A 21,197-nucleotide genomic window follows, 5' to 3' on the forward strand; every position below is an offset into this window, starting at 1 on the left:
GAATGTAGGCGAAAACCGAACACAATCGGCAGCTTTGAGGCGCGTGAACCAAATGTAATCGGAAAACCGACTACAATTTGCTCGCAACGCAGAGTATGAACAGCGCTGCCCGCCCTAGCTCTACATCGCGCGCCCAGGCTTCCGGCTATTTTTGTCGGTATAAAACAAATTGCCGACAGCATCCAAGTCATTCTCACATAACTCTAGGGCAATCGCTGACGAATGTCCGCGCGGCCCTTACCGGCAACCGGCAGCGTGACCGCATCCGCCTGCAGACGATCTTGTACCCCGTAAGGGATAGGAGGGCTTTTCCACAGAATGTCGGGACAGGCTTTTTTGTCGGAAATTTTTTACAGATCGCTCTCCGTTTCTGACAAACTTTATGAAGACCCCCGCTATATAATGAGAATCATAAAATTCATAAACGGGTGGTGCAGGGAATGAGTAAAAGCAATGTGGTGAATTTGCCGGAGTGGACAAGAGCAGGAAGCAAAGACAAAAATCAGAAAGAAGCCTTAGGTACACGCTTGAAAGCGTGGGGGGCGAAGCTGCCGGTGCTCCAGTTCATCGCGGTTAAGAAGTGGGCGCTGCTCCTGAGCCTGATGGGCTTTTTGCTGGGACGGGCCATGATTCTGGATGAACTTACCCCGTTTGCTGCTGCTTATTTCGCCGTCATTGTATTTATGCGCCGGGACTCCATGTTGCCTGTAGCCGCAGCTATTGTACTCGGCAGTCTCTTCACACCGTTTCCGGGTGCAATCGTGGTTGCTGCAGAGCTGATTATTTTTTACCTGATCTACAAAGGGCTGGAGAACTTCCAGCGGGTGGATCTGTCTTATGCCCCGCTCATGGTGTTCGTAGCTTCTTTCATGGTGGGACTGTTCCAGGTCATTATCGGTCCTTCGCTTACGTGGTATCCGCTGATGATGGCAACCATTGATGCCATACTCGGATTCGTGCTGACGCTGGTATTCCTGCAGGCGCTTCCTTTATTCACCTATAAGCAGAAAAGCAGGGCACTCCGCAATGAGGAGGTACTCTGTCTGATTATTCTTCTGGCCTCCGTAATGACCGGGCTGGTCGGCTGGACCATTAACGGTCTTTCGCTGGAGCATGTTTTATCGCGGTTTCTGATTCTGATCTTCGCCCTGGCCGGGGGAGCGCCGCTTGGCGCTGCGGTTGGCGTAGTGACGGGGCTGATCCTCAGTCTGGCCGATATCGGAGCCATCTATCAAATGAGCCTGCTGGCCTTTTCCGGGATGCTGGCAGGCATGATGCAGTCCGGACGCAAAGGGGCGGTCTCGATCGGGATGCTGCTGGGATCAACGATCCTATCCGTATATTTCATGGGACCGGGCGATGTGATGAATTCCACCTGGGAGACCTGCGCAGCCGTAGTGTTATTTCTTCTAACACCTAAGAGTATGATTACTTCCATTGCCAAATATGTACCAGGCACGGCGGATCACAGCCGTTCCCAGCATGAATATGCCCGAAGGGTCCGGGATATTACAGCAGATCGGGTCACCCAGTTCTCGCAGGTATTCCAGCAGCTCTCCAGCAGCTTCGGGCAGATTCCCCGGGCCGCAGAGGCGGGCAAAAGCGACCGTGAGATGGAGGACTTTATGAATACGGTAACAGAGGGGGCCTGCGCCGGCTGCATCCGGCGGACTCACTGCTGGGATGCCAAGTTCTATCAGACCTACAGGTATATGACGGACATGATGACCACGGTTGAGGAGTGCCCGGACATTACCGCTGCCCAGCTGCCGCCGGAGTGGAGCCGGATCTGCGGCAGGACAGGGGAGGTTCTTGATGTGATGAAAGGTCAATATGAGCTATACCAGCATGATATGCGCTGGAAGCGGCAAATATACGACAGCCGTCAATTTGTGGCCGAGCAATTATCCGGGGTCTCCCAGGTGATGGAGGATCTGGCGAAGGAGATCAAGCGGGAAGGGCAGGCGATGTACCGGCAGGAGAGCCAGATCCGGGAAGCGCTGGAGAAGCTGGGCCTGTCCATCCATACCATCGAGATTCTGAGCCTTGATCCCGGCCGGGTGGAGATTGAGGTCGTGCATGCCTACACTAGGGGCTTCGATGAATGCCGCAAAATGATCGCGCCGCTGCTCTCGGATATTCTGGAGGAGAATATCGCAGTGGTCAGCGAGACCGCCGTCCATCCCCGCGAGGGCCTGTCGATGGTGACCTTCGGCTCGGCCAAGGCTTACGAGATTAGCTCCGGTGTAGCCGCCGCTGCCATGGGAGGCGATATGCTGTCAGGCGACAGCTTCAGTACGGTGGAGCTGGGCAACGGCACGTTTGCCGTCTCTATCAGTGACGGAATGGGCAACGGGGAGCGGGCCCGGATGGAGAGCAGTGCTGCGTTATCGATGCTGGAGAAGCTGCTGCAATCGGGAATGGATGAGAAGCTGGCGGTGAAGTCCGTCAATTCCATTCTGCTGCTGCGCTCCCCGGATGAATTCTATGCGACGGTGGATATGGCGCTGATCGACCAGTATTCGGCACAGACGATCTTCATGAAGATCGCTTCCGCTCCGAGCTTCATCCGGCGGGGCAGCGAGGTGATTCCGGTGACGGCCAGCAATCTGCCGATTGGCATCATCAAAGATATCGAGGTGGATCTAGTCACCATGCAGCTGCGCCCCGGCGATATCCTCATTATGATGACCGATGGTATTTATGATGCGCCTGGATATGCCGTTAATAAGGAGATATGGATGAAACGCATGATCCAGGAGCTGGAGGGGGACGACCCGCAGGATATGGCCGATGAGCTGCTGGACAAGGTGATCCGCTATCAGGGGAATGAGGTCCATGATGACATGACCATCGTGGTCAGCCGTGTGGATCATTACCACCCGGAATGGTCCAGCCTGCATATGCCCGGCGTGGGCCGGATGGAGCGCCCGCGTACAGTTAGCTGACCAGCTAGCCATTGCCCTGACAACTAATTAGTCTATTGGGTGAGTAAGCTGGAAATGTTGCACATAATGCAGCTTGACGCTGAAGATACCCCGTTGTTTTAGTGGATTGTTGCATAAATTGCAATATTCTTTCCGCTAATTGACTTACAGGGGTAGGAATCCTACCTTTTGTGCAACATTTTCCATACCAGGAGGGATTAATGAGAGGAATGTTGCATTTTAGGCAGGATTATTAGATTCGGAGCTGGAGCTAGGGGATGAAGCATGAGGATGGGCAAAAGTATGAGTAAAAGTAACATTCAAGGGCCGAAAGCAAAGTGAGCGCTGAAAGGCCGGGTTTTGTCTTTAAATTATTCGGCGGGTGCATTCCAGTCACTCGCCAGCCCCTGCTCCTCTCCTTTTCAACCGCTGCTGGTTAGCGGACGAAATTTGAGGTTGAAGGTTTATCGTAAAATAAACGGAACGGAGAGAATTTTGGAGCCATAGAAGCGAAGCGTTCGCCTGAAAGCTTTCCGCAGGAAAGCTCGCTTCGGAAGCATATGCAGTCTTTCGATTTCAACCGCCAGCCGCGGTACTATAATCAAGAAATCGGAAGACAACAGCGATCGAAGGCCCAAAATTCTCGCAGAGACCCATTTGTACGATGGCATCCAGATCCGATTTTCAGCATTAAGCGGCGTTTGAAATCTCTCAACCTTGGCTATGCTAGTAACTAGACAAGGAAGGGAGGAATGGTCATGAAGCAAATTTTGCTGATCACGGACGGTTGTTCAAATGTGGGGGAGAGTCCGGTGCTGGCGGCAGCACATGCCCGTCAGGAGGGCATCACGGTCAATGTCGTAGGAGTCGTGGATTATGGAACCATCGGTGAACTGGGCGGCCGGGAGATTGCCGACATTGCCAAGGCAGGGGGCGGGATCAGCCGGATCGTGGGAACGCCGCAGCTGGCCCAGACCATCCAGATGATGACGCGCCAGACTGTGGTTCAGACCATTCAGCAGGCGGTAAATAAAGAGGTGCAAAAAATTCTCGGCGACGGCTCGCTGGCAGAGCTGCCTCCGCAGCAGCGTTCGCAGGTGGTTACGGTGGTTGATGAGCTGACCGAGACCTCGCCGCTGCGCATAGCGCTTTTAATCGACGCAAGCGCCAGCATGAAGCCGAAGCTTGGCGCGGTGGAGGACGCCATCCGTGATCTGGCGCTCAGTCTGGAGGCCCGGGAAGGGCGCAGCGAGATTGCCGTGTTCCATTTTCCCGGACGCTCCAGCAGTGAGGAGGCTATGCTGGATATCGACTGGACGCGGAATGTGTCCGAGGTCCGCTCCCTCTTTGCAAGACTGAAGATGCGGGGGGCTACACCGACCGGACCGGCTATTTTCAAGGTGCTGGAACATTATCGTTATGATAAAATGGATGAACATCGTGATTATCTTCCAGATGAAGATGACGGGGCAAGAGAAGGGATGATTGGTGGGTATGTCGTCTAATCCATCCTATCCGGCAGGCACAGTGATTACCGGAAAATGGCGGGGGAACCGTTATGTCGTGGAACGTGTGCTGGGGAAAGGGGCAAACGGAACCGTATATCTGGTGCAGCGGGAAGGCCGGCGGGAGCGGTATGCGCTCAAGATCGGATACGATACGCTGGAGCTGCAGTCGGAGATTAACGTGCTGACCTCGCTGCAGTCCTGCCGCAAGCGCAGCGAGCACCGGGCCCGCAAGGAATCGCCGCTGTCCTCCTACCTGCTGGAATCGGATGATTTCAAGGACCGGGACCATACGCCCTTCTATGTGATGCGTTACATGGAAGGCAGGCCGCTGCACCATTTCCTGTCCAGGAACGGTGCCTCCTGGCTGGGGCTTGTCGGAATGACAATTCTGGAGAAGCTGCAGACGCTGCATGAGTGCGGGTTCGTGTTCGGGGACCTGAAGCCGGAGAATGTCATGGTATCCAGCTACGGGGAAGCCGAGCTGATTGATTATGGCGGGGCAAGCCCCATTGGACGGAGTGTGAAGCAGTTCACCGAATGGCATGACCGCGGATTCTGGAATGCCGGCAGCCGGACAGGCGACCAGAATTATGACCTGTTTGCTTTTGCCATACTATGCCTGCGCCTGCTGAATGAACAAGGGCTGAAGTCTGCCGCCCAGCAGTTGCCGCAGACAAGGAGCGTAGAGGAGCTGATGAAGCTGGCCAGAGAGCTGCCGGACAAGAAGCTGTCCTCCTGGCTGTGCCTCGCGCTCAAGGGCGGTTTCCCCGGCTCCGCGCAGGCGGCGGATATCTGGAGAAGCCATATCTACAGGGGACGGAAGACTAAGCATGAGACGATGGCGACCCCGCGCTGGCTCAAGAATGCGTTCGGGCTGTCTTTATTTCTGCTGGCGTTCACGCTGTACTGGGTATTCCGTTTCTGAAAACTGAAATCGTACATAATCACCAAGATGCTGAGCGCCGTAGCAGGCCGCGTAAGGGATGGCAGGAAAGGAAGCCCCTATGGAGCACAAGAAAGAACTGGTTGAATCCGTAATGGAGGCTGCGGCGGAATATGAGCTGTGGGCACCGCATGACACCATTGTAGTCGCAGTTTCCGGAGGGCCGGACTCTGTGGCTCTTTTGCGTATTCTGCATGACATATCCCTGACCCGGATGCCGCTGTCGCTGATATGCGCCCATGTCAATCATGGCTTCAGAGACGAGTCTGTAGAGGAAGCGGAGTTGGTCCGGGGGCTGGCGGCAGAGCTGGGCATACCCTTTGAGCTGGCCGAATTCGATATTCCGTCCATTATCAAGGAGAGCGGGCTTGGCCCGGAAGGGGCTGCACGCGAGAAGCGTTACCAGTTCCTGATCGCTACCGCACACCGATACCGGGCGCGCTCGGTAGCGCTGGCTCATCATGCAGACGATCAGGCCGAGACGGTGCTTATGCGGCTGCTGCGGGGAAGCGGGCCTGCGGGACTAGCCGGGATGCGCTGGAAACGCACCGAGAAAAATGTGGAACTCATCCGCCCCTTCCTGCGTATTAACAAAACGGCTCTTGTCGGCTTTTGCCGGGAGGAGGGCCTTGCTTACGCGGAGGATGCGACCAATCTCCTGACGCAATACAAGCGGAATGCAGTCAGGCTGGAGGTGCTGCCTATGCTGGAGCAGCATAATCCGAGAGTGAGACAATCGCTTCTGCAGCTGGCTGAAATTGCCTCGGCGGAAGATGAATATATGGAGGCGAATGCGGCAAAATGCTTTGATGAGCTTGTTTTCACCGGGCATGGAAAATACACCTTGGAAAGAGCTGCCTTTGCGGCCATACCCTCTGCTTTACAACGGCGTTTGATTAAACTAATATTAAATTATCTGTCGGCGGATTCATCATTCATGGATTTCCCCAAGATTGAAGCAGTACGCCGGGGAGCGCTGCAGGAATACCCTACCGTCTGGACACTGGACATGGGTGGCGGTTATGTCTGCATGCGGCAATATGATACCATTGTGTTCTCGTCCAAGCCCTTGACCCGGCAGGTAAGCTATACATACCGGCTGTCTTTGACTCATCCCCGGATTAAGCTGATGGAGATTGGAAAGGTTATGACGATGAAGATGCTTGCGAGTGAAGTTTTTTTAGCACAGGAGGAGGAGTACGGGAAGAATTCGGCTTGGTTTGACAGGGACGAACTTGTCCTGCCGCTCACTATTCGTTCCCGGTTGCCTGGAGATACCATAAGGGTTATGGGATTAAACGGAAGCAAAAAGGTAAAAGATATTTACATTGATGATAAAATACCTTCTTCCGAACGGCCTGCAATTCCCCTCGTATGTGATGCACTCGGCAATATCGTCTGGATTCCGGGCGTGAGACGTTCGGTGCATGCCGCAGTAGGGCGGCACACGGCCTCGGTTCTGCTCCTGACCCTGGAAGACATGGAACAGGGCGAAGAATCGTAATGGCCGAAGTAAGTCTTTCATAGTATATCTTAGGAGGTTCGCAAGTTGCAGAATGATATTCAGGAAATCTTGATCAGCGAAGAAGAAATTCAACAAAGAATCAGGGAGCTTGGCGCCCAGCTGAGCAAGGAATATGCAGACCGCACACCTTTAGTGATTTGTGTACTCAAAGGTGCGTTTATTTTTATGGCGGATCTGGTTAAAGTGATTACAGTACCCGTTGAAATGGATTTCATGGCAGTATCCAGCTACGGCGGTACAACCAAGTCATCCGGTGTAGTCAAAATCATCAAGGATTTGGACACATCGGTTGAAGGCCGCGATGTTCTGATTGTCGAAGATATTATCGACAGTGGCCTTACACTCAGCTATCTGATTGACATGCTGCAGGGGCGCAATGCCGCTTCTGTCAATGTAGTCACTCTGTTCGACAAGCCTTCGGGCCGCGCAGTGAATCTGGAAGCCCAGTATACCGGCTTTGTCATTCCTGATGCATTCCTCGTAGGTTATGGACTGGACTATGCCGAGCTGTACCGGAACCTCCCTTATGTCGGTGTACTGAAGCCTGAGATTTATACCAAATGAACAACCCGACAGCCTTAGATCCACGGATCACTTTTCTGGATTTCCTGACAATTTGAGGAGTCCGGTCAGGCTATGGTACAATAACTTGAGCGTTGCGAGAGGAGGTAGGGGATGAATCGGTTCATCCGGAATTCTGGTTTTTATTTGATTTTATTTTTAGTCGTGGTGGGCATAGTCCAGTTTGTAAGCAATGGAAATGAATCCGCCGATCTCCCTAGATATGATGAGTTGCGGCAGGAGATCTCGAACAATAATGTGAAGAGCATGACGGTTCAGTTTGAGGGGAATGCATTTCTGGTTACTGGCGAATATAAAGAGCTGCCACCCGAGGCTAAATCGAAGAATTTCTCCACTTATGTTCCTCCTACAGACGAGGCTCTTAACGAGCTTGTGGCTGCCAGCGATAAGAACGGCATAGAACTTAGCCAGAAGAAAATGGAAGGTGACAGCATCTGGCTGACATTCCTCTCTTCCATGATTCCGCTGGTTATTATGTTCATCCTGTTCTTCTTCCTGTTCAATAATGCACAGGGCGGCGGCGGCAAGGTAATGAACTTCGGCAAGAGCAAGGCCCGGTTATATAATGAAGAGAAGAAGAAGATCAGCTTCGAGGATGTCGCCGGAGCTGACGAAGAGAAGCAAGAGCTGGTCGAGGTCGTTGAATTCCTCAAGGACCCCCGCAAATTCGCGGCGGTTGGTGCCCGGATTCCGAAAGGGGTACTGCTTGTAGGCCCTCCGGGAACAGGTAAAACCTTGCTGGCCCGTGCAGTTGCAGGGGAAGCAGGCGTTCCGTTCTTCAGCATCTCCGGTTCCGACTTCGTGGAAATGTTCGTCGGTGTCGGCGCATCCCGCGTGCGCGACCTGTTTGAGAATGCGAAGAAGAACGCACCATGTATCATCTTCATCGATGAGATCGATGCTGTGGGACGTCAGCGCGGCGCAGGACTTGGCGGCGGGCATGACGAACGTGAACAGACCCTTAACCAATTGCTCGTTGAAATGGACGGCTTTGGCGGCAACGAAGGTATTATTATTGTCGCGGCGACCAACCGCGCAGACATTCTTGACCCGGCGCTGCTCCGTCCGGGCCGTTTCGACCGTCAAATTACGGTTGACCGCCCAGATGTGAAGGGCCGTGAAGCTGTACTGAAGGTTCACTCCCGCAACAAGCCGCTGACTAAGGATGTAAGACTTGACGTTATCGCCAAGCGGACAACCGGCTTCACCGGCGCGGATCTGGAGAACCTGCTGAACGAAGCGGCACTCCTTGCTGCACGGCGTAACCGCAAGGACATTACGATGCGTGAAGTGGATGAAGCAATCGACCGTGTCATCGTCGGTACAGAGAAGCGCAGCCGCGTCATCAGTGACCGCGAGAAACGGATCGTTGCTTATCATGAAGCAGGTCATACCATTGCCGGCTACTTCCTGGAGCATGCCGATGTAGTGCATAAAGTTACCATTATCCCGCGCGGCCGCGCCGGCGGATATGTCATTATGCTTCCTAAGGAAGACCGCATGATCGTAACCAAGCAAGAACTCCTGGATAAGGTTACGGGACTGCTGGGTGGACGTGTAGCTGAAGAGATGTTCATCGGCGAAATCGGCACAGGCGCTTATAGTGACTTCCAGCAGGCTACGCGCATTGTACGTGCGATGATTATGGAATATGGAATGAGCGATAAGCTTGGGCCGCTGCAGTTCGGTGCCACCCAAGGACAGGTCTTCCTGGGCCGTGATATCGGACATGAACAGAACTACAGTGACTCCATCGCTTACGAGATTGACCAGGAAATGCAGAACCTTATCCGCAGCAGCTATGAACGCTGCAGAGAACTGCTGACCAAGCATTCCAAGGAAATGCATTTGATTGCGAACACTCTGCTCGAGAAGGAGACGCTGGAGATTGATCAGATCACACAATTGATTGAGCAAGGCTTCCTGAGCGAGGACGGCAAGCCGGAGGACGGCGAGGCTGTCGCCCATGAAGCTGGCGAGCCAATCATCGATTCGATCGGTGATGTGCGTGTGCGGATTCAAGGCAAAAATGACGAAGAATCTCCACTGGATCTGTCCAAGGACATTCCGAACAAGCAGGGCCCTGATGATGGCGACGGACCGGATGACGGGAATAAGGGCGGCGGAAGCTTGGCCTAAGCCTTACAGTAAGAAATATTGTAATGTAGTCCGGAGAACCCTGGGTTCTCCGGACTTTTCTTTATCTATAAGAATGTACAGCCTTCTCATGATAACTTATCCACCCGTTTCTCCTTGAAACAGAGCGGCTCCTTACATTGACAGGGGGTGGAACGTTGTGTACATTAGTGAATAAATATTAAATTTATCATTTATACGAATGTACTGGCGGCAAGCCATGAAGACATAAGGGGGAGAATGACCGTGGAAGCTCTGGCGCTTGAGCGCAAGCAGGAACAGAATCGTGAACTTCGTGTACGCCTCGAACAGCTCAAGAAGGAACGGAACGCCATTATTCTGGCTCATTATTATCAGCGTGATGAAATTCAGGAAGTCGCGGATTTCCGGGGAGACTCTTTCCTGCTGGCCCAGAAGGCAGCGGAGACAGAGGCAGATGTAATCGTATTCTGTGGCGTGCATTTCATGGGGGAGAGTGCCAAGATTCTGGCGCCGAACAAGACAGTCCTGATTCCCGATGAACGTGCCGGCTGCCCGATGGCTGACATGGTCAATGTGGATGGCCTGCGCAAGCTGAAGGCGCAGCATCCGAATGCGAAGGTAGTAACCTATATCAATTCCTCTGCAGAGATCAAGGCGGAGACGGATATTTGCTGCACCTCGGCGAATGCGGTTAAGGTGATTGAATCCCTCGATGCCGAAGAAATTATCTGGGTGCCTGATAAGAATCTGGGCCAATATGTTCAGGACCAGACCGGCAAGAAGCTGATTATCTGGGAAGGCTATTGCAATACTCATGACATGCTTACCGTCAAGGATGTGATGGAGATGAGAGCCAAATACCCGGAAGCCGAATTTGTTGTACACCCCGAATGCCGCCCGGAAGTAGTAGCAATGGGGGATTATGTAGGCAGCACTACCTCCATTCTGGAATATTGCCGGAAATCGGACCGCCGGCAGTTTATTGTGGGTACGGAGGATGGAACCGGGTATCAGCTGCGGCTGGACAGCCCGGATAAGGAGTTTCATTTTGCCACCAAATTCCTGGTGTGTCCTAATATGAAGGTTAATAATTTGAAGAAGCTGGTAAAATGCCTGGAGACCATGAAGCCGCAGATCTATGTACCGCCTGCTGTCGCCGACAAAGCCAGAACATCCCTAGAGCGCATGCTACAAGTCCGGTAGCATGCGCTACTCTTTCGTTGAAACAGGTGAAATGCGGTCATGATTCCACAATATTTGGTTGATTTTGATCTTCAGGGACTTCCGGTCGTAAAGACAGACTGCCTTGTCATTGGTTCAGGTATTGCCGGGTTATTCACAGCGATTAAGGCCAGCGAGGACCGGAAGGTTATTATGATTACGAAGAAGACGGTGATGGAGAGCAATACGCGGTATGCCCAGGGCGGGATTGCGGCCGTCATCTCGGAGGAGGATTCGCCGGCTTATCACCGTCAGGATACCCTGATGGCCGGTGCGGGACTGAACTCCTCTGCGGCTGTGGATGTGCTGGTCAATGAAGGACCCGAAGGCGTACGCGAGCTGATCCGGCTTGGCACTATTTTCGATAAAGAGAATGGCGAGCTGGCCTTAACCCAGGAGGGGGCACATAGCCACCGCCGTATTTTACATGCCAATGGGGATGCTACAGGATATGAGATTGTCCGTGCTCTCGCTGAGCAGGCTGCCCGGCATGAGAATATTGAGACCTGGGATGACCATTATGTCATTGACCTGATTACCGTGGACGGGGAGTGTCTGGGAGCGCTTGTCCAGCGGCCGGACGGCGGGCGGATATTCCTGCAGGCGGATGCAACGATCCTGTGCTCCGGCGGAGCAGGGCAGCTATACCGTTACACGACCAATCCTGAGGTAGCCACCGGAGATGGGGTAGCCATTGCCTACCGTGCCGGTGCCCATATCCGGGATATGGAGTTCATCCAGTTCCATCCGACCGCGCTGAGCTATCCTGGTGCTCCGCGCTTCCTGATCTCGGAAGCTGTGCGGGGAGAAGGGGCAGTGCTGCGCAATATCAACGGTGAGCGGTTCATGGATCGTTATCATGAGCTGCAGGAGCTGGCCCCGCGGGATATTGTCGCCCGCGCGATTGTAAGTGAGATGGAAATGACCAAGTCCACCTTCGTCTATCTGGATATTACGCATGAACCGGCGGATAAGGTCAAGCACCGCTTCCCGACCATTCATAAGACCTGTATGGTCTATGGCCTGGATATTACAAGTGACTGGATTCCGGTGGCTCCTGCTGCGCATTATATGATGGGGGGCGTGAAGACCGATCTGAGCGGAGAGAGTACGGTGTCCCGGCTGTTTGCCTGCGGCGAGGTGTCGTCTACAGGCGTACAGGGAGCCAACCGGCTGGCCAGCAACTCCTTGTCGGAAGCCGTTGTGTTCGGCCGCCGGATCATTGAACGAATCCGCCAGCTTCCGCCGCTTGACCGGGATACCGTCTCGTCAGCCTACCATCAGGGAAGGCTGGAAGCTCCTGCACAGGCGATTGTAGAGCGGCGGCTGAAGCTGCAAAAGGCTATGGTGCGGTACGCCGGACTGAGGCGGAACCGGGAAATGCTGAGTAAAGGGCTGGAGGAGTTAAAACGTCAGCTGCCGATTTTTAATGCTGTACTGACAACCCGGGAAGAATATGAGTTCGCCAATATGCTTACCTGCTGTCTGCTGATCACCGAATCGGCCCTGGCACGGGAGGAGAGCCGCGGTGCGCATTATCGTGAGGATTATCCGCTGCGCAGTGACGAACAGTGGCAGAAGCATCTGCTCCAAATCCGCGAACTTGGAATAGTGGAGGAATTAAGTGATGATGTTTAACGGATATAATGAAGACCTGCTTAAGGCCATTAAGGGCTGGCTGCAGGAAGATGTAGGCTCGGGGGATATTACCACCCGTACAACGATACCCGCAGGGCATGAGTCCAAGGGAATCATCCATGCCAAGGAAGATGGAATCATCTGCGGTATCCCCGTGGCTGAGCTGGTGTTCGAAGTCGTTGATCCTTCGCTTGTATTCAAGGCGCTGGTCCGGGAAGGACAGGCCGTCACTAAGGGGACTGTGATTGCTGAGGTAGAAGGCAGCACCCATGCGATCCTGACCGGAGAACGGCTTGCCCTCAATTTGATGCAGCGGTTATCTGGGGTGGCCTCGCGCACGGCTTCTTTTGTAGAGAAGCTTGAAGGGCTGCCGACACGACTGGTGGATACCCGCAAGACCACACCGGGCCACCGGATGCTGGAGAAATATGCAGTCCGCGTAGGCGGCGGAGCCAATCACCGTTACGGCCTGTATGATGCGGTAATGATTAAGGATAATCATATCAAGGGAGCCGGCGGCATCCGTCAGGCGGTAGGGCGTGCCCGTGCCAATATCCCGCACACGATGACGATTGAAGTGGAGACGGAGAGCATGGAGCAGGTCGAGGAAGCGCTTGCCGCCGGAGCGGACATTATTATGCTGGATAACATGTCCCCTGAGCAGATGGCGGAGGCCGTGGGCAGAATCCGCACCAAAGCGAAGCATGTGACCATCGAGGCTTCAGGCAATGTATCTCTGGAGACGGTCCGGGGCATTGCCGAATCGGGTGTGGATGTCATTTCGGTAGGACGGCTGACGTACTCCTTCGCCAGTCTCGATATCAGCCTGGATCTGAACGGCAAGAAGGAGGGAACCCTCTGATGATACTTGTCGTCGATATCGGTAATACGAACATCGTGCTGGGCGTCTACCGGGGCAGCGAGCTGCTGCACCATTTCCGGCTGAGTACAGCGCGCCAATCCACCGTCGATGAATATGGTGTGATGATTCATAATCTGTTCAGCATGTCGAATCTGTCGTTCCGGGATGTCGAAGGGGTCATTATCTCCTCGGTGGTTCCGCCGCTGGTTCAGGTCATCGTGGAGATGTGTGTCAAATTCATCGGCAAAGATCCGCTACTTGTGGGCCCCGGTATCAAAACCGGGCTTAATCTGCGTTATGAGAACCCGCGAGAAGTGGGGGCGGACCGGATTGTGAACGCGGTGGCGGCGATTGAGCAGTATAAATGTCCGCTTGTCGTCGTGGATTTCGGTACGGCAACCACCTTCGACTGCATTGATGCCGGAGCCAACTACCTGGGCGGTGCTATCGTGCCGGGTCTGGGCATTTCCACGGAGGCCCTTTACCTGCGGGCGTCCAAGCTGCCCCGGATTGAGCTGGAGAAGCCCAAGAAGGTGATCGGGCGCAACACTGTACATGCGATGCAGGCAGGGATTATTTTCGGCTATGCCGGTCAGGTAGAGGGCATCGTCAGACGCATCAAGCAGGAGATGAACGCTCCTGTCCTTAAGGTGATTGCTACCGGAGGGCTGGCTTCACTGATTGCCAGTGAGACAGAATGTATCGACGAGGTTAATCCGATGCTGACGCTTGAAGGATTACGCATTATTTACAACCGTAACAAATAATCATAAGGATGACCTTATACACAACAGACAGATAGGAGGAGTATGCACCCAATGGATAACAAGAAGGACCGGCTAATCCGGGGGACGGCGATGAACGGAAGAGTCAGAGCGTTCGCTGTCCGTACCACAGAGCTTGTCGATGAATTGCGGCGCAGACATGATACGTACCCGACGGCTACGGCAGCGCTTGGACGTACGGTTACGGCCGCAGCTATCATGGGGGCCATGCTCAAGGGGCAAGAGAAACTGGCGATTATGGTCAAAGGGAACGGTCCGCTCGGGCAGATTACGGCTGAATCGAATGCCCTGGGAGAGGTTCGCGGCTATGTGCAGAACCCGCATGTGCATCTGCCCAGCAACAGCATGGGCAAGCTGGATGTCGCAGGGGCAGTAGGAACGGAAGGCTTCATTGATATCAGCAAGGATCTGGGAATGAGGGAGCCGTACCGTGGCAGTGTGCCTATCGTTTCAGGCGAGCTGGGTGAAGATTTCACCTATTATTTTGCCCTCTCGGAACAAACGCCTGCTGCTGTAGGACTGGGAGTGCTGGTGGAAACAGATAATTCTGTAAGAGTAGCCGGAGGCTTTATTATTCAGCTGCTGCCCGGCCTGACTGATGAGGAGATTACGGAAGTGGAGCAGGCCGTTGGAGCCATGCCTTCGGTAACATCCGTGCTCGATCAGGGGCTTGAGCCTGAAGAGATGCTGCGGCTGCTGCTGCCGGATGCTGTAATTCTGGATGAGCTGGAGGTCCGCTTTGTATGTCAGTGTTCGCGTGAGCGGATTGAACAGACACTGGTCAGTCTGGGTGAGCATGAGCTGGAACAGCTGATCGAAGAAGATGAGACGGCAGAAGTCATCTGCCATTATTGTAACGAGAGCTATGTATTTAACAAGGATGAACTGCAGGTAATCCTCGACCAAGCGAAGTCATAGGGCTATGAGATGGTGACAAGACAGGAACGCGCGCTGCGCAATGCCGTTATATTACTCGCCGTGGCAACCCTGATGCTGGGAGGGCTTTTATTCTGGAGCCTGCGTGCCATGGCACTGCTTAAGGCAGAAGCCGCCGAAGGGGAAGCTTCGGATGTCGCTTCCGCTGGAGGACAGCCGGTCACGGAGCAGGAATGGATAGAGGAGCTTCAGAAGAAGCACGGGGAAGAAGTGCTGCTGAGCATGCTTAACCGGATCGTAGTGGGCAAGGAAGCCGCAGCACTGGGAATTACGGTTACGGATGAGGAGATTGAGCAGGAACTGAAGCGGGGAATATCCGGCTATAGCTCAGAGGAGCAATATTATCAGCAGATGCAGTCTGAGCTTGGATTATCCCGTCAGGAGCTGCGTGAGGAGACGGCCTACCGGCTGACACTCCAGGCCATAGCTACGGGCGGCATTACGGTCAGTGAAACGGAAATAGATGATTATCTGGAGCAAAATGGGGAGAGATTCACGCCCAGGAAGCAGATGCAGCTCTCTATGATCAAGACCTCCACCTATAATGAGGCTGGCACAGTGATGGACCGTCTGGAGCAGGGGGAGGATTTTGCGGAGCTGGCCCGGGAGGTCTCGATCGATGAGGAGAGCCGCCAGCACGGCGGCAGTATCGGTACGGTTGAGGAGAAGGACCCCTTCTGGCCCGAGGAGCTGCTGGAGACGGCAGCCGGGCTTGATAACGGAGATATCGCAGGGCCACTGCAGATTGACGGTGGATATGCGGTGATCCGTCTGGAGAAGCTGATCGATCCCGGGAAGCCGGATCAGGAGGAGCTGCGCGGGATGATCCGCCAGCAGCTGAAGCTGGAGCAGGCAGCGCCTTTGCAGCAGGTAGAGCGTGAACTACGGGCCAAATATGATACAGCAATAAATATTGACAACAGCCTGCAAGATTGATAATATGAAATTAAATATAAAACCTACTGATTTAGTCGGAAATATTAAGCGGTACAATTACAACTGTTAGTTACCCAGGCTTTGTGACCGGGAGCTACGGTAATATATGCTGATAGCATCTCTCATAAGTTCCGCACCCTAATTCATTTATCATTCCAAGGAGGTTTTTACTCATGGCTAAAGTCGTCAACAGTGTAACAGATTTGATCGGTGGCACACCGCTTGTCCGTCTGAACCGGATTGTTCCGGAAGGCTCCGCAGAGATCTTCCTGAAGCTGGAATACCAGAATCCCGGCTCCAGTGTGAAAGACCGCATCGCCATCAGCATTGTAGAAGAGGCAGAGAAAGAAGGCCTGCTGAAACCGGGCGGCACGATCGTAGAAGCGACCAGCGGCAATACCGGGATCGGCCTGGCGCTTGTTGCTGCTGCCAAAGGCTACAAAGCCATTATTGTAATGCCGGAAACGATGAGCCTTGAGCGCCGCAACCTGCTGCGCGCATACGGCGCTGAGCTGGTATTGACTCCGGGATCGGAAGGAATGAACGGTGCGGTTAAGAAGGCTGAGCAGATTCTGACCGAGAACCCGGATTATTTCCTGGCAGAGCAGTTCAAGAACAAGGCTAACGTGAAGATCCACCGCGAGACCACCGGACCGGAGATCGTCGAAGCGATTGAATCTGTCGGCGGCCCGCTGGATGCATTCATTGCCGGTGTCGGGACAGGCGGAACGATCAGCGGTGCGGGTGAAGTGCTGAAGAGCCAGTATCCGAACGTGAAGATCTATGCTGTAGAACCGGCCGCTTCCCCGATTCTGGCTGGAGGCAAACCGGGCCCGCACAAGATTCAGGGTATCGGTGCGAACTTCGTGCCTGAAATTCTGAACCAGGATATCTATGATGAGATTATTCATGTTGAGAATGATGAAGCCTTCGAAACTGCGCGCCGCGTAGCCAAGGAAGAAGGCGTGCTGTCCGGTATTTCCTCCGGTGCGGCTGTATTTGCTGCACTCAAGGTGGCGAAGGAACTGGGCACAGGCAAGAAGATTGTGGTCATCATCCCAAGCAACGGCGAACGTTACCTGAGCACTCCGCTTTATAACTTTGAAGTATAATTGCTGAGCACACAGCTCTTCGAAAGAGCCTGCCCTATCCGCTTCTACAGGGATACCGCAGGCTCTTTTTTCGGATAATAAGGATTTTATAAGGCTTACGGGCTTTTCAAAGTAACCCTATGTACAGTATACTGACAGGCAATAAACTATCGACGAGGCGGGAGAATGGATGTGGAGATCTTAACGGCTTGGCAGGACTGGGAGCAGTGGGCAGAGGCGGATGAAGCCTGGAGCGTCCTTCCCCTGATCCTGAGAGAACCGCAGCACAATAAGGGTTTGCCCCGCAGCTGGAAGAAGGCCTGGGAACAGGCTTCCCCCTATTCGGTTGTTCTGGAGAGCGGCAAGGGCGGGCGCTACACCTATCTGGGTCTGAGCCCGGTCTCGGTCATTGAAGGCCGGGGAGCAGGCGCGGAATGCTATACTCCCGGGGTCAAGACAGCGGGACATACAGAATCCGCCGCACTTGAAGGCCAGCCGCTGCAAGTACTGCAGGAATGGATGAAGGAATATACTTCTCCCCGGCTTACACTTGACGGTCTGCCGCCGTTCACCGGAGGCTGCATCGGATTTCTTGGCTATGATGTGGCCCGTTCCCTGGAGAAGCTGCCATCGCTGGCCAGGAACAACCCTGAATTCCCGGATTATCTCTTCATGAGACTGGAAGAGGTATGGATCTACGATGAGCAGGAGGAACTGCTCTACTGTGCAGTTCATATTCCTGTGCCGGATACGGTATCCCGCAGCCTGAACGGGCTAAGGAGCCTCTATGAGGCTGCTGTATACCGGGCGGAGCGCATGCTGGAGCAGTGGAGTCTTCTCTGCACACCGGCAGAGGGAGAGCTGGAAGCCGCCGCTGCAAGATATGCGGAGCTGACCCGCAGTGTAGAGAGCGAGGCTGAGATTACCGGCGAGTGGCCCGGTATGAGCTCAGACTTCTCTGCCGGGGCCTTCCAGCAGGCTGTGCTGAAGGTCCAGGAATACATCCGTGCCGGAGATGTATTCCAGGTCAACCTCTCGCTGCGCCAGCAGGCGCAGCTCAGGTCCACACCCGAGGACGTCTACGAATGGCTCCGTAGACTCAACCCGTCCCCGTACATGGGGCTGCTCCGCACGCCCGGCTTCGCGCTCTCCAGCGCTTCGCCGGAGCTGCTCGTCAAGCTGCACGGGGACAAGGTCAGCGCCCGCCCCATTGCCGGCACCCGGCGCCGGGGCCACACTCCCGCTGAGGACGCCGCCATGGAGGCGGAGCTGCGCGGGAGCGAGAAGGAGATCGCCGAGCATATTATGCTTGTCGATCTGGAGCGCAGCGACATCGGCCGTGTCGCTGCCTATGGAACGGTCAGCGTGCCGGAGCTGCTGACCGTGGAGCGGTACTCGCATGTCATGCATCTCGTCTCGCAGGTCGAGGGGATCGTCGCACCCGGCAAGGATGCGTACGATGTCATTGCCGCCTTGTTCCCCGGCGGCACCATCACGGGCGCGCCCAAGGTGCGCACCATGGAGATCATCGAAGAGCTGGAGCCGGTCCGCAGGGGTCCGTATACGGGATCTATGGGCTGGATTGACTATAACGGCAATATGGAATTAAATATAATCATACGCACGCTCGCAGTGAAGGACGGAACCGGCTACATTCAGACAGGTGCGGGGATTGTGATTGATTCGGACCCTTACCGCGAATACCGGGAATGCCACAACAAAGCCAAAGCGGTAGTCAAAGCCATTCTCTGCAGTGAACGCGAGCAGGAAGGGCAAGCTGCCCTGGGCGCCGAAGGAGGAAGCGCATTATGATCTTGGTCATCGATAATTATGATTCCTTTACGTATAACCTGGTGCAATATCTGGGTGAGCTGGGGGAAGACGTTAAGGTAGCGCGCAACGATGAGATCAGTATTGAGGAGATTGAGCAATTAGCTCCTGATCATATTCTGATCTCTCCGGGACCCTGCACACCGAATGAGGCGGGAATTAGCCTGGCGCTGATCCAGCATTTCAAAGGCATCATCCCCATCTTCGGCGTATGCCTCGGACACCAGGCGATCGGACAGGCCTTCGGCGGCAATGTAATTCGTGCACAGCGCTTGATGCACGGCAAAACCTCGCCGATCCATCATAACGGCACCTCCGTATTTGAAGGGCTGGAGTCTCCTTTCACAGCGACACGCTATCATTCACTGATCGTGGAACGTGAGAGCCTGCCGGATTGTCTGGAGATTACCGCCGAGACCGCTGAGGGCGAGATCATGGCCCTGCGGCATAAGGAATACCCGATTGAAGGGGTGCAGTTCCATCCCGAATCGATCATTACGAATCACGGGCATACGATGCTGCGCAATTTCCTGAAACGGAGAGCCGGAGAACCGGCATGACATATATAGGACTTAACAACAAAGCAGTCGACGCCAAAGACGCCGTGGTCTCCGCTCTGGATCACGGCTTTTTGTACGGTATGGGCCTGTTCGAGACCTTCCGCACCTATCGGGGACAGCCCTTCCTGCTGGATCGCCATCTGGGCAGAATGGCAGCGGGCTGCCGTCAGCTGGGTATTCCCTTTGAGCCGGATGTACAGGAGCTGCGGGAATGGATCCGGCTTGTAATGGACAGGAATGAGCTTAGCGAAGCGTATATCCGCTATACCGTTACGGCCGGTGAGGATATTCTGGGCCTGCCGTCCGCAGCCTATAAGCAGCCTAACCATCTGCTCTATATCAAAGCTTTGCCGATCACACCAACCGGCTTATACACGGAAGGCAAAGAACTTCAGCTTCTGAACCACCGGCGTAATACCCCGGAGGGCCCGGTAAGACTCAAATCGCTGCACTATATGAACAACATTCTGGCGAAGCGTGAATTGGCCGGATATCCCTCCGCAGAGCGAGGGGCCGAGGGGCTGATGCTGACCGCACAGGGCGAGCTCGCCGAAGGCATTGTGAGCAATATTTTTTTCATCTCCAATAAGCAGCTCTATACCCCCGATGTAGCCACCGGAATTCTTCAGGGAATTACCCGGGAAATGGTGCTTGAGCTGGCAGCGCCAAGCCTGCATGCGGAGCAAGGTTTTTACCGCTGGGAGCAGCTTGAGGCTGCGGATGAAATCTTCCTCACCAATTCCGTGCAGGAGATCGTACCGGTGAGCACCTTGTGGTATGGAGACCGGCGGATAACCATAGGCAGCGGGCGCTGTGGTGAACAGACGGCTGCACTGATGAGGCTGTACAGAGAAAGGACGGATATGCTGACATGAAGCCGATCATCTATAAGCGGAGTTACCGCTGCGGAAGCAGTGAGCTGAAATTGGGCGGGCGCACGCTCATTATGGGCATTCTCAATGTGACGCCGGACTCCTTTTCGGATGGAGGTATGTGGTCGGAGCGGGATAGAGCTGTAGAGCATGCGCTGCACATGGCAGCGGAGGGTGCTGATATTATCGATATAGGCGGAGAATCGACGCGTCCGGGTCACCAGCCGGTGAGTGCCGAAGAGGAATTGGCCCGCGTGCTGCCTGTAATCGAGAGCATTCACCGCGCCGCCCCGCATCTGCCCCTGTCCATAGACACCTACAAGGCGGAAGTCGCCCGCCAGGCCATTCAGGCCGGTGCGCATATCATCAATGATGTATGGGGAGCCAAGGCCGATCCGCAGATGGCGGCGGTTGCTGCACAGGCGGACTGTCCAATTATTCTGATGCATAACCGCCATGACCGGGATTATAACCATTTGATCACCGATATGACAGATGACCTGAACGCGAGTATTCAGCTTGCACTGGCAGCCGGGGTGAAGCCGGGCAATATCATTTTGGACCCGGGAATCGGCTTCGCCAAGGACTATACGGAGAACCTTCAGGTGATGACCGGGCTGAGCGCACTGACGGAGCTGGGATATCCGGTGCTGCTGGCCACTTCACGCAAAAAATTCATCCGCACCGCCCTCGGGCTGCCCGCAGATGATGTCTTGGAGGGAACCGCGGCTACCATCGCCTTCGGGATTGCCCAGGGCTGTCAGCTGGTGCGGGTTCATGATATCGCGGCAATGAAACGTACCGTAGAGATGTGTGACGCCATGTTATATGCAGGATCACCTGCGGTGCGCGAATAGATTACA

The 21,197-nt window shown here is 54.5% G+C and carries 17 protein-coding genes; all 17 read left to right on the plus strand.

Annotation, left to right across the window (positions count from 1 at the left end):
• Positions 1-440: 440 nt before the first annotated feature.
• The 17 genes from spoIIE (at position 441) to folP (ending at position 21,191) form a co-directional block, all read left to right on the plus strand.
• Entirely contained in the window at positions 441-2,948 is a 2,508-nt protein-coding gene (gene spoIIE / locus MHH28_RS22925) for a stage II sporulation protein E (protein WP_405105856.1), read from the plus strand.
• Between the two features lie 737 nt (positions 2,949-3,685).
• Complete coding sequence (locus MHH28_RS22930; RefSeq protein ID WP_405105858.1) at positions 3,686-4,432, plus strand: hypothetical protein; 747 nt, start codon at positions 3,686-3,688, stop codon at positions 4,430-4,432.
• Positions 4,422-5,360 (plus strand): serine/threonine protein kinase, encoded by a 939-nt coding sequence (locus tag MHH28_RS22935; RefSeq protein WP_405105860.1) that lies wholly within the window; start codon positions 4,422-4,424, stop codon positions 5,358-5,360. Before MHH28_RS22930 ends, MHH28_RS22935 begins: the two co-directional genes overlap by 11 nt.
• Positions 5,361-5,439: 79 nt before the next feature.
• Positions 5,440-6,882, plus strand: a complete 1,443-nt coding sequence (gene tilS, locus MHH28_RS22940) for a tRNA lysidine(34) synthetase TilS (RefSeq protein ID WP_405105862.1) — start codon at positions 5,440-5,442, stop codon at positions 6,880-6,882.
• A gap of 45 nt (positions 6,883-6,927) precedes the next feature.
• Positions 6,928-7,467, plus strand: coding sequence for a hypoxanthine phosphoribosyltransferase (hpt, locus tag MHH28_RS22945; RefSeq protein WP_036696450.1), 540 nt, complete (start codon positions 6,928-6,930; stop codon positions 7,465-7,467).
• A gap of 111 nt (positions 7,468-7,578) precedes the next feature.
• Positions 7,579-9,624, plus strand: coding sequence for an ATP-dependent zinc metalloprotease FtsH (gene ftsH / locus MHH28_RS22950; RefSeq protein ID WP_405105865.1), 2,046 nt, complete (start codon positions 7,579-7,581; stop codon positions 9,622-9,624).
• Positions 9,625-9,867: 243 nt separating this feature from the next.
• Positions 9,868-10,806: a quinolinate synthase NadA gene (gene nadA / locus MHH28_RS22955; protein ID WP_036723934.1), complete on the plus strand. Its 939-nt coding sequence runs from the start codon at positions 9,868-9,870 to the stop codon at positions 10,804-10,806.
• A gap of 39 nt (positions 10,807-10,845) precedes the next feature.
• Positions 10,846-12,462: an L-aspartate oxidase gene (nadB, locus tag MHH28_RS22960; RefSeq protein WP_405105867.1), complete on the plus strand. Its 1,617-nt coding sequence runs from the start codon at positions 10,846-10,848 to the stop codon at positions 12,460-12,462.
• A complete protein-coding gene (gene nadC, locus MHH28_RS22965) occupies positions 12,452-13,324 on the plus strand; it encodes a carboxylating nicotinate-nucleotide diphosphorylase (protein WP_405105869.1) in 873 nt (290 codons plus the stop codon). Before nadB ends, nadC begins: the two co-directional genes overlap by 11 nt.
• Complete coding sequence (locus tag MHH28_RS22970; RefSeq protein ID WP_405105871.1) at positions 13,324-14,091, plus strand: type III pantothenate kinase; 768 nt, start codon at positions 13,324-13,326, stop codon at positions 14,089-14,091. The genes nadC and MHH28_RS22970 overlap by 1 nt, the downstream gene beginning before the upstream one ends.
• 51 nt (positions 14,092-14,142) lie before the next feature.
• Positions 14,143-15,027: an Hsp33 family molecular chaperone HslO gene (hslO, locus tag MHH28_RS22975; RefSeq protein ID WP_405105873.1), complete on the plus strand. Its 885-nt coding sequence runs from the start codon at positions 14,143-14,145 to the stop codon at positions 15,025-15,027.
• Between the two features lie 9 nt (positions 15,028-15,036).
• The gene (locus MHH28_RS22980) at positions 15,037-15,981 is read left to right on the plus strand and encodes a peptidylprolyl isomerase (RefSeq protein ID WP_405105875.1); all 945 of its coding nucleotides are present in this window, start codon (positions 15,037-15,039) and stop codon (positions 15,979-15,981) included.
• A 173-nt stretch (positions 15,982-16,154) separates the two neighbouring features.
• On the plus strand, positions 16,155-17,093 hold the full coding sequence (gene cysK, locus MHH28_RS22985) for a cysteine synthase A (RefSeq protein ID WP_405105877.1): 939 nt from the start codon (positions 16,155-16,157) through the stop codon (positions 17,091-17,093).
• Between the two features lie 165 nt (positions 17,094-17,258).
• Positions 17,259-18,884, plus strand: coding sequence for an anthranilate synthase component I family protein (locus tag MHH28_RS22990; protein WP_405105879.1), 1,626 nt, complete (start codon positions 17,259-17,261; stop codon positions 18,882-18,884).
• A complete protein-coding gene (gene pabA, locus MHH28_RS22995; RefSeq protein ID WP_405105881.1) occupies positions 18,881-19,462 on the plus strand; it encodes an aminodeoxychorismate/anthranilate synthase component II in 582 nt (193 codons plus the stop codon). Before MHH28_RS22990 ends, pabA begins: the two co-directional genes overlap by 4 nt.
• Positions 19,459-20,337 carry an aminotransferase class IV gene (locus tag MHH28_RS23000; RefSeq protein WP_405105883.1) on the plus strand — a complete coding sequence of 293 codons (879 nt, stop codon included), beginning with the start codon at positions 19,459-19,461 and terminating at the stop codon, positions 20,335-20,337. Before pabA ends, MHH28_RS23000 begins: the two co-directional genes overlap by 4 nt.
• Positions 20,334-21,191 carry a dihydropteroate synthase gene (gene folP, locus MHH28_RS23005; RefSeq protein WP_405105885.1) on the plus strand — a complete coding sequence of 286 codons (858 nt, stop codon included), beginning with the start codon at positions 20,334-20,336 and terminating at the stop codon, positions 21,189-21,191. Before MHH28_RS23000 ends, folP begins: the two co-directional genes overlap by 4 nt.
• Positions 21,192-21,197 lie beyond the last annotated feature (6 nt).

The sequence above is a fragment of the Paenibacillus sp. FSL K6-1217 genome (assembly GCF_045040735.1).
In the GTDB taxonomy this organism is placed as follows: Bacteria; Bacillota; Bacilli; order Paenibacillales; family Paenibacillaceae; genus Paenibacillus_AQ.